We start from the raw sequence: 15,546 nt of genomic DNA, 5'->3' as shown, positions 1-15,546 counted from the left end.
GCTCAGCGCCCCAGATAGACGTCGATGACGCGCGGATCGGCGCTGACCGCGTCGAGCGGGCCTTCGGCCAGCACCGAGCCTTCATGCAGCACCGTCACCTTGACGTCGAGGGCGCGGACGAAATGCATGTCGTGCTCCACCACCACCACCGACCGGGTCTTGTTGATCTCGCGCAGCAGGATCGCCGTCTCCTCGGTCTCGGCGTCGGTCATGCCGGCCACCGGCTCGTCCACCAGCAACAGCGCCGGCTCCTGCGCCAGCAGCATGCCGATCTCCAGCCACTGCTTCTGGCCGTGCGACAGCGCCCCGGCCAGCCGGTCGCGATGCGCCGTCAGCTTGGTCGTTTCCAGGATCTCGTCGATCCGCTCCGCCGTGTCGGCGCGCGGCCGGCCGAACAGCAGGTTGGTCGGCGATCGCGGGCCGGCCAGGGCGAGGAGGAGGTTGTCCCCGACCGTGTGACTGTCGAACACCGTCGGCTTCTGGAACTTGCGTCCGATGCCGAGGCCCGCGATCGCCGTCTCGTCCAGCCGGGTCAGGTCGTAGGTGCCGCGGAACAGCGCCTCGCCCTGGTCCGGCCGGGTCTTGCCGGTGATGACATCCATCATCGTGGTCTTGCCGGCCCCGTTCGGGCCGATGATCGCCCGCATCTCGCCCGGCTCGATCACCAGCGACAGGGCGTTGAGCGCCCGGAAGCCGCTGAAGGTGACGGTAACGCCGTCGAGATAGAGCAGCGCCTGGGTGGCGGCCTGTGTATCCAGCGCGGTCATCGCGGCGACTCCGTCGCCACCTCAGCCGCGCGGCGGGTGGGGCGGGCTCGCCAGGACCGGAAGGCCGCCTGAACCGCGCCGACGATGCCCTTGGGCAGCACCAGCGTCACCAGGATGAACAGCCCGCCCAGGGCGAACAGCCAGAACTCGGGCAGCAGGTTGGTGAAGACGGTCTTGCCGAGATTGACCGTGACGGCACCGATGATCGGCCCGATCAGCGTGCCGCGGCCGCCGACCGCGACCCAGATCACCGCCTCGATCGAATTGGCCGGGGCGAATTCGCCCGGGTTGATGATGCCGACCTGCGGCACGTAGAGGGCCCCGGCCACGCCGGCCATCATCGCCGACAGGGTGAACACCACCAGCTTGTAGGATTCGACCCGGTAGCCGAGGAAGCGGGTGCGGCTTTCGGCGTCGCGGATCGCGATCATCACTTTGCCGAAGCGCGACCGGGTGATCGCCCGGCACATCAGGAAGGCGGCGGCCAGGGCGACGGCGCTGGCCAGGAACAGCCCGGCGCGGGTCGCATCCGCCTGCAGGCTGAAGCCGAGCAAGTCCTTGAAGTCGGTCAGGCCGTTGTTGCCGCCGAAGCCCATGTCGTTGCGGAAGAAGGCCAGCAGCAGGGCATAGGTCATCGCCTGGGTGATGATCGACAGATAGACGCCGGAGACGCGGCTGCGGAAGGCGAACCAGCCGAACACGAAGGCCAGCGCGCCCGGCACCAGCAGCACAATCAGCGCCGCGAACCAGAACTGGTCGAAGCCGAGCCAGTACCAGGGCAGCTGCGGCCAGTTCAGGAACACCATGAAGTCCGGCAGCACCGGGTTGCCATAGGTGCCGCGCGGGCCGATCTGGCGCATCAGATACATGCCCATGGCGTAGCCGCCGAGGGCGAAGAAGGCGCCGTGGCCCAGGCTGAGGATGCCGACATAGCCCCAGACCAGGTCGATCGCCAGCGCCAGCAGCGCGTAGCACAGATACTTGCCCATCAGGCTGACGGCATAGCCGGGCACGTAGAACGGCGACTCCGGCGGCAGCGCCAGGTTGGCCAGCAGCACCAGCACCGCCACGGCGACGAGGCCGAGGGCGAAGGCCGGGCCGCCGGAGGCGCGGAGGAGACGGGCCGTGATCATGATTCCACCGCCCGTCCCTTCAGCGGGAACAGCCCGCGCGGCTTGCGCTGAATGAACAGGATGATCCCGACCAGGATGGCGATCTTGCCCAGCACGGCGCCGGCGAAGGGCTCCAGCAGCTTGTTGGCGACACCGAGCGTCAGCGCGCCCACCAGCGTGCCCCACAGGTTGCCGACGCCGCCGAACACCACGACCATGAAGCTGTCGATGATGTAGCCCTGGCCGAGATTGGGGCTGACATTGTCGATCTGGCTGAGCGCCACCCCGGCGATGCCGGCGACGCCGGAGCCGATGCCGAAGGTCAGCATGTCGACCCGGCCGGTGCGGATGCCCATCGCCGCGGCCATGCGCCGGTTCTGCGTCACCGCCCGCATCTGCAGGCCCAGCGCGGTGTAGCGCAGCACCAGCATCAGCGCGGCGAAGACCAGCAGCGCAAAGACGATGATCCAGAGCCGGTTCCAGGTCAGGTTCAGGCCGCCGAGATCGAAGGCGCCGGACATCCAGGCCGGGTTGCCGACCTCGCGGTTCGACGGGCCGAAGACGGTGCGCACCGCCTGCTGCAGGATCAGCGACAGGCCGAAGGTGGCCAGCAGCGTCTCCAGCGGCCGGCCGTAAAGGAAGCGGATGATGGTGCGCTCGATGGCGACACCGGCCAGCCCCGCGACCAGGAAGGCCAGCGGCAGCGCCACCGCCAGGGAATAGTCGAACAGGTTCGGCGCATAGGTGCGGAACGCCTCCTGCACCAGGAAGGTGGTGTAGGCGCCGAGCATGACGATCTCGCCATGCGCCATGTTGATCACGCCCATCACGCCGAAGGTGATGGCGAGGCCGATGGCGGCGATCAGCAGCACCGAGCCGAGGCTGAGCCCGTAATACAGGCTCTGCACTCCGTTCCAGATCATAAGCCGGGTGTCGATGTGGCCGATCGCGGCCGCGACCGCGGCGGCGACGGCGGGGGACGGGTTCGGGATGCCGGACAGCAGCGCCCGCGCCTCCTGGTCGCCACGGGCGGCGACGGTCTCGATCGCCGGCAGGATCGCGTCGTCGCTGCCGCCCTTGGCCAGGATGATGGCGGCGCGCGCCTCGAGGAAGGCCTGCTTCACAGCCGAATCGGTCTCGCGCGCCAGGGCCGCCTCCAGGGCGGGCAGCGCCTTGTCGTCGCGCGACTTGAACACCGCGGCCGCGGCGTCGAGCCGCTTGGCCGGGTCGGGCGCCAGCAGGGTCAGCGACCCCATCGCCGCGTCGATCGCCCGCCGCACCCTGTTGTTGACCCGGATCGGCTTGCCCCCGGCCGGAGCCTCGGTGAGCGCGGCCCCGGTGGCGGCATCGACGAAGCCGCCGGCCTCGGTCTTGATCGCGACGGCGCCGGGTGCCGCGATCAGCCGTCCGGCCGCCAGCGCCTCCAGGATCGCCGGCGCCTGCGCATCGCCCGAGGCGGCAACCCCGTCCACCCCGGCGGCGATGTCGTCGTAATTGGTCGAAGCGAACCGCCCCAGCACCTCGGCCGGAATCTCGGCCCGGGCGGAGAGCGGGAGCAGGATGAGGAGGGCGAGAATGAGCAGCGCGTAGGTTGGGTTCGCGGACGCGAACCCAACATCCCGCGGCAAGCACCGGTCGCCGTGTTGGGTTCGCTTGCCGCGAACCCAACCTACGAATTTCCGACGATCGATCATCGCCATCCCGCGACCGGACGCCGGATCACGATCCCGACCCGCCGCACTTGCCGGTCTTGACGTTGAAGTTCCCGCAGGCCAGCGGCTTGCGCCAATCGGCGATCAGATCCTTCGAGCCTTCGAGATAGTCCGACCACTCGTCGCCGACGACCTCGGGGGTCTCCGACACCGTCTGGATCTGGCCGTCGGCCTGGATCTCGCCGATCAGCACCGGCTTGGTGATGTGGTGGTTCGGCATCATCGTGGCGATGCCGCCGGTCAGGTTCGGCACGGCGACGCCGACCATCGCGTCGATCACCTTGTCGGGATCGGTGGTGCCCGCCTTCTCGACCGCCTTCACCCACATGTTGAAGCCGATGTAATGCGCCTCCATCGGGTCATTGGTGGTGCGCTTGTCGTTCTTGATGAAGGCGTGCCACTTGGCGATGAAGTCCTTGTTCTCCGGCGTGTCGATGCTCTGGAAGTAGTTCCACGCGGCCAGATGGCCGACCAGCGGGCCGGTGTCGAGCCCGGCCAGTTCCTCCTCGCCGACCGAGAAGGCCACGACCGGAATGTCGGTCGCCTTGATGCCCTGGTTCCCCAGCTCCTTGTAGAACGGCACGTTGGCGTCGCCGTTGACGGTCGAGACCACGGCGGTCTTCTTGCCGGCCGAGCCGAAGGCCTTGATCTTGCCGACCTCGGTCTGCCAGTCGGAGAAGCCGAACGGCGTGTAGTTGACGCTGATGTCCTCGGGCGCCACGCCCTTGGCCTTGAGATAGGCCTCGAGGATCTTGTTGGTGGTGCGCGGATAGACGTAGTCGGTGCCTTCCAGCACCCAGCGCTGCACCCCCTCCTCGTTCATCAGGTAGTCGACCGCCGGGATCGCCTGCTGGTTCGGCGCAGCGCCGGTGTAGAAGATGTTGCGCGAGCTCTCCTCGCCCTCGTACTGCACCGGGTAGAACAGGATGCCGTCGAGCTCCTCGAACACCGGCAGCACCGATTTGCGCGACACCGAGGTCCAGCAGCCGAAGGTGGCCGCGACCTTGTCGACCGAGATCAGCTGCCGCGCCTTCTCCGCGAAGAGCGGCCAGTCCGACGCCGGGTCGACCACGACCGCCTCCAGCTTCTTGCCGAGCAGCCCGCCCTTCTTGTTCTGCTCGTCGATCAGCATCAGCATGACGTCCTTCAGCGTGGTCTCGCTGATCGCCATGGTGCCGGACAGGGAATGCAGGATGCCGACCTTGATGGTGTCCTCGGCCCGGGCGGCGCTGGTGAAGCCCAGCCCCATGGCCACCGCCAGCGCGGCGCCGATCATCCAATGTTTCTGCGACAATGCCATTGTGAGCTCCCTGAACTCTCTTGTTTGCGTCCGCATCCCCGGTTGAAAAGCAAGTTCCAGGCCAGTGGCGGAACTCCGCCGCCGGCCTGTGCCCAAGAGGGCGGCAGAGGACTCGCCTGCCCATTCCCTGCGCAGCCGCCCGGTCCCACTGTGGTCCGGAACTTGCTGGGACGGGAGATCGGTCCCGTTGCCCCCTGTGCCCCGCGAATGGTCCTGCGTATCCTTCTGGTCGATGAGAACGCCGAGCGGTGCCGCGTGGTCGAGGCGGCGCTGACCGCGGCCGGCCACGGCGTGGTCACCACCGCCAGCGGCACCGAGAACCTGCTGGCCCGGGTGCGCGAGATCGAGCCGGACGTGATCATCGTCGACCTCGACGCCCCGAACCGCGACGCGCTGGAGCACATGCGCAGCGTCAGCCGCGAGCGGCCGAAGCCGATCGTGATGTTCGTCGACCAGAGCGACGATGCCGCGATCGGCGAGGCGATCCGCGCCGGGGTCAGCGCCTATGTCGTCGACGGCCTCAGCCCGCACCGGGTGAAGCCGGTGCTGGAGGCCGCGATCGCCCGGTTCCAGGCCTTCCAGGCGATGCGCGACGAGCTGGAGAAGACCCGTGCCACCCTGGCCGAACGCAAGCGCATCGAGCGCGCCAAGGGCATCCTGATGCAGCAGCGCGGCATGGCGGAGGACGAGGCCTACAAGGCCCTGCGCAAGCTGGCGATGGACCGCGGCAAGCCACTGGCCGAGATCGCAGAGCAGGTGATCAGCATCAGCGAGCTGCTGACCAAGATTTAGGCTCTCCCGCTTTCGCCGCTTTTTTGTGCGTTGCACAACAGCGGAGCAGAATCATACCGCAACGCAGCGTGCCCACGCCACCTGCTTCCAGTCCCTGAATCGGGCCGTGGCACTCGATCTTCGCTCTCGGAAGAGCGCTACGGGGCAATTGGCACGCGACTTGCGTATTCCTTTGGTGACGACGGGCAATGGCGTCCGTCTGACGATATTCTAGGCGGTCCATGACGGGCCGTCTGAACCGGGCAAGGGCGTCCGAGGGTTGCGGATCTTCCGCAGGCTCTCGGACGCCTTTTCGTTTTGGAGCGGCTGATGACGGACCACCGCACAGATCTGACCCTCGGCTTCGTGCCGCTGGCCGACTGCGCCCCCCTGATCGTGGCGGAGCGGAAGGGCTTCTTCCGCGAGGAGGGGCTGTCGGTCCGGCTGTCGCGCCAGAGCAGCTGGGCCAGCCTGCGCGACAAGCTGGTCTGCGGCCTCCTCGACGGCGCCCATATGCTGGCGCCGCTGCCGCTGGCGATCACGCTGGGGCTGAGCGGCCCGAAGACGCCGATGCTGGTCGGCCTGTCGCTGAACCTGAACGGCAACGCCGTCACCGTCTCGAATGCCCTGGCGGCGGAGGTGGCGGCGGCGGATCCGGAAGGCGCAGCCGCCGGGTCGGCCACGGCGATCGCGGCCGTCGCCGCCGCCCGCCGCAAGGCCGGGGTCCCGGCCCCGGTCTTCGCCATCGTCTTCCCGGTGTCGAGCCATCACGACCAGCTGCGCTACTGGCTGGCGGCCGGCGGGGTCGACCCGCGGCGCGACGTGCGCATCGTGGTGGTGCCGCCGCCGCAGATGGTGGCGCATCTGTCGGCCGAGCGGGTCGACGGCTTCTGCGTCGGCGCGCCCTGGGGCGATGTCGCGGTCGACCAGGGGGTCGGCGTCATGGCCACCACCGGCTGGCAGATCTGGAACAACGCGCCGGAGAAGGTCTTCGCCGTCACCCGCGCCTGGGCCGAGGCCCGGCCGGATGCCCATCGCGCCCTGCTGCGCGCCCTGATCCGCGCCGCCGCCTGGCTGGACCGGCCACAGCATCGGCCCGAGGCGGTGGCGATGCTGGCGGCGCCGGAGGTGCTGAACGCCCCGGCCGCCTCGATCGCCGCGGCGCTGATCGGCCGGCCGGGCGAGCTGCTGGTCGACGGGCTGCCGGCCCGTGGCCCGGTCTATCACCGCCGCGCCGCCGGCCTGCCCTGGCTGTCCCACGCCGCCTGGTTCCTGGCGCAGCAGCGGCGCTGGGGCGAGCTGCCGGACAGCGTCGACATCGCCGCCGCGTCCGCCGCGGTGTACCGGCCGGATCTCTACCGCGAGGCCGCCTGGGACCTCGGCTACCCGGCCCCCGCCGCCGACAGCAAAGCCGAGGGGCTGCATGACGGCCCCTGGGTGCTGGCCGACCCGGCCGGCGACGTGGCGCTGGGCGCCGACCGCTTCTGCGACGGCCGGATCTTCGATCCCGCCGCACTGGACACCGCCGGCCTCGCCGCCGGCGGCACCGCAACCGCCGCGACGCAACGCGGCTGATCGAAGGGGGCTTTCATGACCGGACGCGACCGCACCACCACCCTCACCCGCCGCAGCCTGCTGCAGGGCACCGCAAGGCTGACCGGCGCCGCGGCGACCATCGCCGCGCTCCGCGCCGCCTTCCCCGCCGGCGCCTTCGCCCAGGGAGCGGGGCCGGAGACGACCAAGGCGACGCTGGGCTTCATCGCCCTGACCGATTCCGCCCCGCTGATCATCGCCAAGGAGAAGGGGCTGTTCGACCAGGTCGGGCTGACCGAGGTCACGGTCGCCAAGCAGGCCTCCTGGGGCACCACCCGCGACAACCTGGTGCTGGGCTCGGCCGGCGGCGGCATCGACGGCGCTCATATCCTGACGCCGATGCCCTACCTGCTGACCCTCGGCACCATCACCGCCGGGAACCAGCCCCTGCCGATGCAGATCCTGTGCCGGCTGAACACCAACGGCCAGGCGATCTCGGTGGCCAAGGAGCTGATGCCGACCGGCGCCACGGTCGACGCCAGGCCGCTGAAGGCCGCCTTCGCCGACATGAAGGCCAAGGGGCAGGAGGTGAAATGCGCCGTCACCTTCCCCGGCGGCACGCACGATCTGTGGATGCGCTACTGGCTGGCCGCCGCCGGCATCGACCCGAACAAGGAGGTCAGCACCATCGTGGTGCCGCCGCCGCAGATGGTCGCCAACATGAAGGTCGGCAACATGCAGGCCTTCTGCGTCGGCGAGCCCTGGGGCGACCAGCTGGTGCACCAGGGCATCGGCTATTCCGCCTGCACCACCGGCGAGATCTGGAAGGACCATCCGGAAAAGACCTTCGCCATGCGAGCCGACTGGATCGACGCCCATCCGAAGGCGGCGGCGGCGCTGCTGCAGGCGGTGCTGGAAGCACAGCGCTGGGCCGAGAAGCCGGAGAACAAGGAGGAGATGGCCCAGATCATCGGCCGCAGGGCGTGGTTCAACGTGCCCCCGGCCGACATCCTGCCGCGCTCGCTCGGCACCATCGACTACGGCGACGGCCGCAAGGTCGAGAACAGCCCGCTCTTGATGAAGTTCTGGCAGGACTTCGCGTCCTACCCGTTCCAGAGCCACGAGCTGTGGTTCCTGACCGAGGACCGGCGCTGGGGCTACATCGCCCCCGATGTCGACCTCAAGGGGCTGATCGCCAAGGTCAACCGCGAGGACCTCTGGCGCCAGGCCGCGCAGACGATCGGCGTGCCGGCGGCGGAGATCCCGGCCGGCACCTCGCGCGGCAAGGAGACCTTCTTCGACGGCAAGGTCTTCGACCCCGACGCGCCCGACGCCTACCTCGCCAGCCTCGCCATCAAGACCGTCGCCTGACGCCCCGACGACAGCCAGCCGGAGCCAGCCTCGTGCCTCAGTCAGCCCAGATCCTATCCGAAGCCCCCGCCCCTGCTCCCAAGCCCAAGCCTGTCGGGCGGGTCCTGTCCCTGCCGGTGGCGCGGCCGCCGTTCGGCCCCGTCCTGTCCCGCCTCGCCGCCGAGGTCGCCGCCCGGGTGGTCCCGCCGCTGATCGTGCTGGCGCTGCTGCTGGTCGCCTGGCAGCTGCTGTGCTCCAGCCCGACCTCGAACCTGCCGTCGCCGCTCAAGGTGCTGGACGACACCTGGGACTTCATCATCGACCCGTTCTACGACAATGGCGGGGTCGACAAGGGCGCCTTCTGGCAGATCGCCACCAGCCTGTCGCGGGTGGCGATCGGCTTCGCCCTGGCCGCCGTGGTCGGGGTCGCGCTCGGCGTGCTGATCGGCCAGAGCGTCTGGGCCATGCGCGGGCTGGACCCGATCTTCCAGGTGCTGCGCACCATCCCGCCGCTGGCCTGGCTGCCGATCTCGCTGGCCGGGTTCCAGCAGGCCGAGCCTTCGGCGATCTTCGTCATCTTCATCACCTCGATCTGGCCGATCGTGATCAACACCGCGGTCGGGGTGCGCAACATCCCGCAGGACTACCGCAACGTCGCCCGGGTGCTGCGCCTGTCGCCCTGGGAGGTGTTCACCAAGATCACCCTGCCGGCCACGGTGCCCTACATCTTCACCGGCCTGCGCATCGGCATCGGCCTGTCCTGGCTGGCGATCATCGCCGCCGAGATGCTGATCGGCGGCGTCGGCATCGGCTTCTTCATCTGGGACGCGTGGAACAGCTCGCGCATCAGCGACATCATCGTGGCGCTGGTCTATGTCGGGCTGGTCGGCTTCGTCCTCGACCGCCTCATCGGCTTCGCCGGCGCGCTCGTCGCCCGCGGCACCGTGGCCTGAGGAGACGCCCCATGGACAGCTATCTCTCGATCGAGCAGGTCGGCATGCGCTTCACCCGCGGCAGCGCGGTCAGCGAGGTGCTGGTCGACGTCAACCTCGGCATCGCCCAGGGCGAGTTCGTGTCGATCATCGGCCATTCCGGCTGCGGCAAGTCGACCCTGCTGAACATCGTCGGCGGCCTGATCCGCTCCACCACCGGCGAGGTGCTGCTGGACGGCCAGGTGGTCGACAGCCCGGGCCCCGACCGCGCCATCGTGTTCCAGAACCATTCGCTGCTGCCCTGGCTGACCGTCTACGGCAATGTCCGGATCGCCGTCGACAAGGTGTTCGGCCGAGCCAAGAGCGCCGCCGAGCGGCACGACTGGGTGATGCACAACCTGGCCCTGGTCCACATGGCCCACGCCAAGGACAAGCGGCCGGGCGAGATCTCCGGCGGCATGAAGCAGCGCGTCGGCATCGCCCGGGCGCTGGCGATGCAGCCCAAGATCCTGCTGATGGACGAGCCCTTCGGCGCGCTCGACGCCCTGACCCGGGCGCATCTGCAGGATTCGGTGATGGAGATCCACGCCGCGCTCGGCAACACGGTGCTGATGATCACCCATGACGTCGACGAGGCAGTGCTGCTGTCCGACCGCATCGTGATGATGACCAACGGCCCCGGCGCCACCATCGGCGAGGTGCTGGAGATCCCGCTGGAGCGGCCGCGCCGCCGCCTGGCGCTGGCCGACGATCCGACCTATGCCGCGTACCGGGTGCAGGTGCTGCGCTTCCTGTACGAGCGCCAGCGCTTCACCACCGCGGCCGCCTGAGGGGGGAGGGAACCATGCCCGAGGGAAGCTGGGGGCCGCAGGAGCGGCTGGTGGTGGTCGGCAACGGCATGGCCGGGATGCGGGCGGTCGAGGAGCTGCTGGCCCGCGCGCCCGGCCGCTACGCCGTCACCGTGTTCGGCGCCGAGCCGCAGGTGAACTACAATCGCATCATGCTGTCGCCCGTGCTGGCAGGCGAGAAGCGGTTCGACGACATCGTCATCAACGACCAGGCTTGGTACGACGCCAACGGCATCGAGCTGCGCGCCGGGGTGCGGGTGGCGGCGATCGACCGCGAGGCGCGCGAGGTGGTCGGCGCCGACGGCAGCCGCTGCCGCTACGACCGGCTGCTGCTGGCCACCGGGTCCGACCCGATCGTGATCCCGGTGCCGGGGCACACCCTGCCCGGCGTCGTCACCTTCCGCGACATCGCCGATGTCGAGGCGATGCTGGCGGCGGCACGCGAGGGCCGCAGCCGCGCCGTGGTGATCGGCGGCGGCCTGCTGGGCCTGGAGGCCGCCAACGGCCTGCGCGCCAACGGCATGGAAGTCACGGTCCTGCACCTGATGCCGGTGCTGATGGAGCGGCAGCTCGACCCCGCCGCCGCCTGGCTGCTGAAGCGCGAGCTGGAGCGGCGCGGCCTGACCGTGCTGACCGAGGCCGACACCGCCGCGATCGAAGGCGACGGCAAGGTCGAGGCGGTGCGGCTGAGGGACGGGCGGGTGATCCCGGCCGACATCGTGGTGATGGCGGTGGGCATCCGCCCGGCCACCGCGCTGGCCCGCGAGGCCGGCCTGCTGGTCGAGCGCGGCGTCGTGGTCGACGACCGGATGACCACCTCCGACCCCTGCATCCTGGCGGTCGGCGAATGCGTCCAGCACCAGGGCCGGACCTACGGCCTGGTGGCACCGCTGTACGAGATGGCCCGGATCTGCGCCGACCAGCTGGCCGGCACGGTGGAGAGCGAGTATCGCGGCTCGGTCACCTCGACCAAGCTCAAGGTCACCGGCATCGACGTGTTCTCGGCCGGCGACTTCCAGGGCGGCGAGGATTGCGAGGACATCGTGTTCCGCGACGCCGCCCGCGGCGTCTACAAGCGGCTGGTGCTGAAGGGCAACCGCATCGCCGGCGCCGTCTTGTACGGCGACACCGCCGACGGCGCCTGGTTCTTCCAGATGCTGCGCGAAGGCCGGGACGTGGCGCCGCTGCGCGACGGGCTGATCTTCGGACAGGCGCTGGCGGCCGCCGGAGGTGCGGCGCCGGACCCTAAGCAGGCCGTTGCCGCCCTGCCGCCGGAGGCGGAGATCTGCGGCTGCAACGGCGTCTGCAAGGGCACCATCGTCCAGGCCATCACCGGGAAGGGGCTGACCAGCCTGGACGCGGTGCGGGCCCACACCAAGGCCTCGTCCTCCTGCGGCTCCTGCACCGGGCTGGTCGAGAGCCTGCTGGCGGTGACGCTGGGCGACGGCTATGCGGGCGGGCCGACGGTCAAGGCGGTCTGCGGCTGCACCGATTTCGGCCATGACGAGGTGCGGCGGCTGATCCTGGCGCGCGAGCTGCGCTCGATCCCGGCGGTGATGCAGGAGCTGGGCTGGCGCACGCCGCAGGGCTGCGCCAGGTGCCGGCCGGCGCTGAACTATTACCTGATCTGCGCCTGGCCGGGCGAGTACCGCGACGACCAGCAGTCCCGCTTCATCAACGAGCGGGCACACGCCAACATCCAGAAGGACGGCACCTATTCGGTCGTGCCGCGGATGTGGGGCGGCGTCACCAGCGCCAAGGAGCTGCGGGCGATCGCCGATGTGGTCGACCGCTACGAGATCCCGTCGGTCAAGGTGACCGGCGGCCAGCGCATCGACCTCCTGGGCGTCAAGAAGGAGCAGCTGCCGGACGTCTGGCGCGACCTGAACGCCGCCGGCATGGTCTCCGGCCACGCCTACGGCAAGGCGCTGCGCACGGTGAAGACCTGCGTCGGGTCGGAATGGTGCCGCTTCGGCACCCAGGATTCGACCGCCATGGGCATCGCGCTGGAGCGGATGAGCTGGGGCAGCTGGACGCCGCACAAGTTCAAGATGGCGGTGTCCGGCTGCCCGCGGAACTGCGCCGAGGCGACGATCAAGGATTTCGGCGTGGTCGCGGTCGATAGCGGCTGGGAGCTGCATGTCGGCGGCAATGGCGGCATCAAGCTGCGCGGCACCGACTTCCTGTGCAAGGTCGAGACCGAGGCCGAGGTGCTGGAATATTGCGGCGCCTTCATGCAACTGCACCGCGAGGACTCGCACTATCTCGAGCGCACCGCGCCCTGGATCGAGCGGGTCGGGCTGGACCACGTCAAGCGCCGGGTGGTCGAGGATGCGGAATCGCGCCGGCGGCTGCACGCCCGCTTCCTGCACTCCCAACAATTCGCGCAACAGGACCCTTGGGCCGAACGCGCCGCCGGCGCCGAGGCGCATGAGTTCCGCAGCCTGGCCGAGGTGGGATGATGATGCCGCTGTGGATCGATGTCGGCGGGATCGAGGACATCCCGTCGATGGGCGCCCGGGTGGTGAAGAGCCCGGAGGGCGACATCGCCCTGTTCCGCACCGCCGATGACCGGGTCTTCGCGCTCTACGACCGCTGCCCGCACAAGGGCGGGCCGCTGTCGCAGGGCATCGTGCACGGCACCAGCGTCACCTGCCCGCTGCACGCCTGGGTGATCAGCCTGGAGACCGGATCGGTCGAGGGGCCGGACGAGGGCTGCGTCCACCGCATCGCGGTCGAGCTGCAGGCCGGCCGCATCCGCCTCGGCCTGCCGTCGCCGCAGCTGGTCGCCCATGGCTGAGATCCGCACCACCTGCCCCTATTGCGGCGTCGGCTGCGGCGTCGCCGCGGCGCCGGAGGGGCGGGTGGCCGGCGACCCGATCCACCCGGCGAATTTCGGCCGGCTGTGCTCCAAGGGCGGGGCGCTGGGCGAGACGCTGGGGCTGGACGGGCGGCTGCTCGATCCGATGATCGGCGGACGGACGGCGACCTGGGACCAGGCGCTGGACCGCGTCGCGAGCGGCTTCGCGCAGGCGATCGAGCGGCACGGGCCGGATTCCGTCGCCTTCTACGTCTCCGGCCAGCTGCTGACCGAGGACTATTACGTCGCCAACAAGCTGATGAAGGGCTTCATCGGCTCCGGCAACATCGACACCAATTCCCGGCTGTGCATGGCCTCCTCGGTCGCCGGCCACCGCCGCGCCTTCGGCGGGGATGTGGTGCCGGGCTGCTACGAGGATTGGGAGCAGGCGGACCTCGCGATCTATGTCGGCTCCAACGCCGCCTGGTGCCACCCGATCCTGCACCGGCGGCTGCTGGCGGCGCGCGAGACCCGTGGCACCAAGATCGTGGTGATCGACCCGCGCCGCACCGCCACCTGCGACGAGGCCGACCTGCACCTCGCCATCGCCCCCGGCACCGACGTGCTGCTGTTCAACGGCCTGCTGGCCCATCTGGTGCGGACCGGCGCGCTGGACCGCGGCTGGATCGCCGCCCATGCTTCGGGCTTCGAGGAGGCGGCCATCGCCGCGGCCGAGGACGCCCCGGACATCGCCGCCGTGGCCCGGGGCTGCCGCCTGCCGGAGGAGGCGGTGCGGCGCTTCTATTCCTGGTTCGCCGAGACCCCGGCGACGCTGACGATCTATTCCCAGGGCGTGAACCAGTCGACCCAGGGCACCGACAAGGTCAACGCCATCATCAACTGCCACCTCGCCACCGGCCGGATCGGCCGGCCCGGCGCCGGGCCGTTCTCGGTCACCGGCCAGCCCAACGCCATGGGCGGGCGCGAGGTCGGCGGCCTGGCCAACCAGCTCGCGGCCCACATGGCCTTCGAGGACACGGCTTCGCGCGACCGGGTGCGCCGCTTCTGGCGGGCGCCGCGCCTGGCCGAGCGGCCGGGGCTGAAGGCGGTGGAGCTGTTCGACGCCGTCGCCGCCGGCCGGATCAAGGCGCTGTGGATCATGGCGACCAACCCGGCGGTCAGCGCGCCGGATGCGGAGCGGCTGCGCCGCGGCCTGCGCGGCTGCGATCTGGTCGTCGTCTCCGACGTCACCGCCGAGACCGACACCGCCCGCCTGGCCGATGTGCTGCTGCCCGCCGCCGGCTGGGGCGAGAAGGACGGCACCGTCACCAATTCCGAGCGCCGGATCTCGCGCCAGCGCGGCTTCCGGCCCCTGCCCGGCCAGGCCCGGCCGGACTGGTGGATCGTCACCCGGGTGGCCCGCCGCATGGGCTTCGCCGAGTCCTTCCCCTATGAGGATCCGGCCGCGATCTTCCGCGAGCACGCCGCGCTCTCCGCCTTCGAGAATGGCGGCGAGCGCGCCTTCGACATCGGCGCCCTGGCGGCGCTGGACCAGGAGGCCTATGACGCGCTGGAGCCGGTGCAGTGGCCGGCTCCGGAAGGCCGGCGGCTGGGCACGGCGCGGCTGTTCGGCGACGGCGGCTTTCCGACGCCGGACGGCCGCGCCCGCTTCGTCCCGGTGCGGCATCGTCTCCCGGCCCACCGCCCGGACCGCGACCGGCCGATGCTGCTGAACACCGGCCGGTTGCGCGACCAGTGGCACACCATGACCCGCACCGGCGCGGTGCCGCGCCTGGCCGCCAACAGCCCGGAGCCTGCGGTCGAGCTGCATCCGGACGACGCCCGCCGCCACGGCCTGGCCGAGGGCGACCTGGCGCGGCTGAAGAGCGGCTGGGGCCGCGCCCTGGCCCGCGTCCGCATCACGCCGGACCAGATCCCCGGCCAGGCCTTCCTGGCGATGCATTGGAACGACCGCTTCACCGCCGACTGCGTCGCCGGCCGGCTTTCCAATCCCGCGGTCGACCCGGTCTCCGGCCAGCCGGAGCTGAAGCACACGCCGATCGCACTCGAGCGGATGGCGCTGGGCTGGGAGGGGTTCCTGGTCTCGCGCCGGCGGATGCGCCCGACCGGCCTGGTCTACTGGACCCGGCGCGCCGCCGCCGGCTGCCAGATCTACACCCTGGGCGGGCCGGAGCCGCCGGCCGACGGCATCATCCTCGGCCGGTCGCTGCTGGCGCCGGGCGCGGGGCGCGAGACGGTCGAGTTCGCCGATCCGAAGCGCGGCCTGTTCCGCCTGGCGACGCTGGAGTCCGGCGGCCTGGCCGAATGCCTGTTCGTCGCCCCGCCCGGCAGGCTGCCCGACCCGGAATGGCTGCTGGCCCGCTTCGCCGCCGAGACGCCGGCGCTGGACGAGGCCGACCG

General features: G+C 70.5%; 12 protein-coding genes. 8 read left to right on the top strand and 4 right to left on the bottom strand.

Features of this window, described 5'->3' with window-relative positions; translation table 11 throughout:
* Positions 1-2: 2 nt before the first annotated feature.
* From urtD to urtA, 4 genes are all read right to left on the bottom strand, one after another.
* Entirely contained in the window at positions 3-767 is a 765-nt protein-coding gene (gene urtD, locus ACTOWL_RS30095; RefSeq protein ID WP_441324970.1) for an urea ABC transporter ATP-binding protein UrtD, read from the bottom strand.
* Positions 764-1,900 carry an urea ABC transporter permease subunit UrtC gene (urtC, locus tag ACTOWL_RS30090; RefSeq protein ID WP_441324969.1) on the bottom strand — a complete coding sequence of 379 codons (1,137 nt, stop codon included), beginning with the start codon at positions 1,898-1,900 and terminating at the stop codon, positions 764-766. The genes urtD and urtC overlap by 4 nt, the downstream gene beginning before the upstream one ends.
* Entirely contained in the window at positions 1,897-3,399 is a 1,503-nt protein-coding gene (urtB, locus tag ACTOWL_RS30085; RefSeq protein ID WP_441324968.1) for an urea ABC transporter permease subunit UrtB, read from the bottom strand. The genes urtC and urtB overlap by 4 nt, the downstream gene beginning before the upstream one ends.
* Positions 3,400-3,598: 199 nt before the next feature.
* Positions 3,599-4,867: an urea ABC transporter substrate-binding protein gene (gene urtA, locus ACTOWL_RS30080; protein ID WP_441325001.1), complete on the bottom strand. Its 1,269-nt coding sequence runs from the start codon at positions 4,865-4,867 to the stop codon at positions 3,599-3,601.
* Positions 4,868-5,098: 231 nt separating this feature from the next.
* Here urtA and ACTOWL_RS30075 point away from each other — a divergent pair, with 231 nt between their 5' ends.
* The 8 genes from ACTOWL_RS30075 to ACTOWL_RS30040 all read left to right on the top strand — a co-directional run.
* On the top strand, positions 5,099-5,683 hold the full coding sequence (locus ACTOWL_RS30075) for an ANTAR domain-containing response regulator (protein ID WP_441324967.1): 585 nt from the start codon (positions 5,099-5,101) through the stop codon (positions 5,681-5,683).
* A gap of 309 nt (positions 5,684-5,992) precedes the next feature.
* A complete protein-coding gene (locus tag ACTOWL_RS30070) occupies positions 5,993-7,237 on the top strand; it encodes a CmpA/NrtA family ABC transporter substrate-binding protein (RefSeq protein WP_441324966.1) in 1,245 nt (414 codons plus the stop codon).
* Positions 7,238-7,252: 15 nt separating this feature from the next.
* Positions 7,253-8,566, top strand: coding sequence for a CmpA/NrtA family ABC transporter substrate-binding protein (locus ACTOWL_RS30065; RefSeq protein WP_441324965.1), 1,314 nt, complete (start codon positions 7,253-7,255; stop codon positions 8,564-8,566).
* Between the two features lie 32 nt (positions 8,567-8,598).
* The gene (gene ntrB / locus ACTOWL_RS30060) at positions 8,599-9,498 is read left to right on the top strand and encodes a nitrate ABC transporter permease (RefSeq protein ID WP_441324964.1); all 900 of its coding nucleotides are present in this window, start codon (positions 8,599-8,601) and stop codon (positions 9,496-9,498) included.
* Positions 9,499-9,509: 11 nt separating this feature from the next.
* On the top strand, positions 9,510-10,307 hold the full coding sequence (locus tag ACTOWL_RS30055) for an ABC transporter ATP-binding protein (RefSeq protein WP_441324963.1): 798 nt from the start codon (positions 9,510-9,512) through the stop codon (positions 10,305-10,307).
* A 14-nt stretch (positions 10,308-10,321) separates the two neighbouring features.
* Entirely contained in the window at positions 10,322-12,787 is a 2,466-nt protein-coding gene (gene nirB, locus ACTOWL_RS30050; RefSeq protein ID WP_441324962.1) for a nitrite reductase large subunit NirB, read from the top strand.
* Complete coding sequence (nirD, locus tag ACTOWL_RS30045; RefSeq protein ID WP_441324961.1) at positions 12,784-13,125, top strand: nitrite reductase small subunit NirD; 342 nt, start codon at positions 12,784-12,786, stop codon at positions 13,123-13,125. The genes nirB and nirD overlap by 4 nt, the downstream gene beginning before the upstream one ends.
* The coding region (locus ACTOWL_RS30040) for a molybdopterin oxidoreductase family protein (protein WP_441324960.1) at positions 13,118-15,546 on the top strand (2,429 nt) is incomplete at its 3' end. The genes nirD and ACTOWL_RS30040, both read left to right, overlap by 8 nt.

Source organism: Inquilinus sp. CA228 (assembly GCF_052078665.1).
In the GTDB taxonomy this organism is placed as follows: domain Bacteria; phylum Pseudomonadota; class Alphaproteobacteria; order DSM-16000; family Inquilinaceae; genus Inquilinus.
This window is presented reverse-complemented; position numbering and strand designations above follow the sequence as displayed.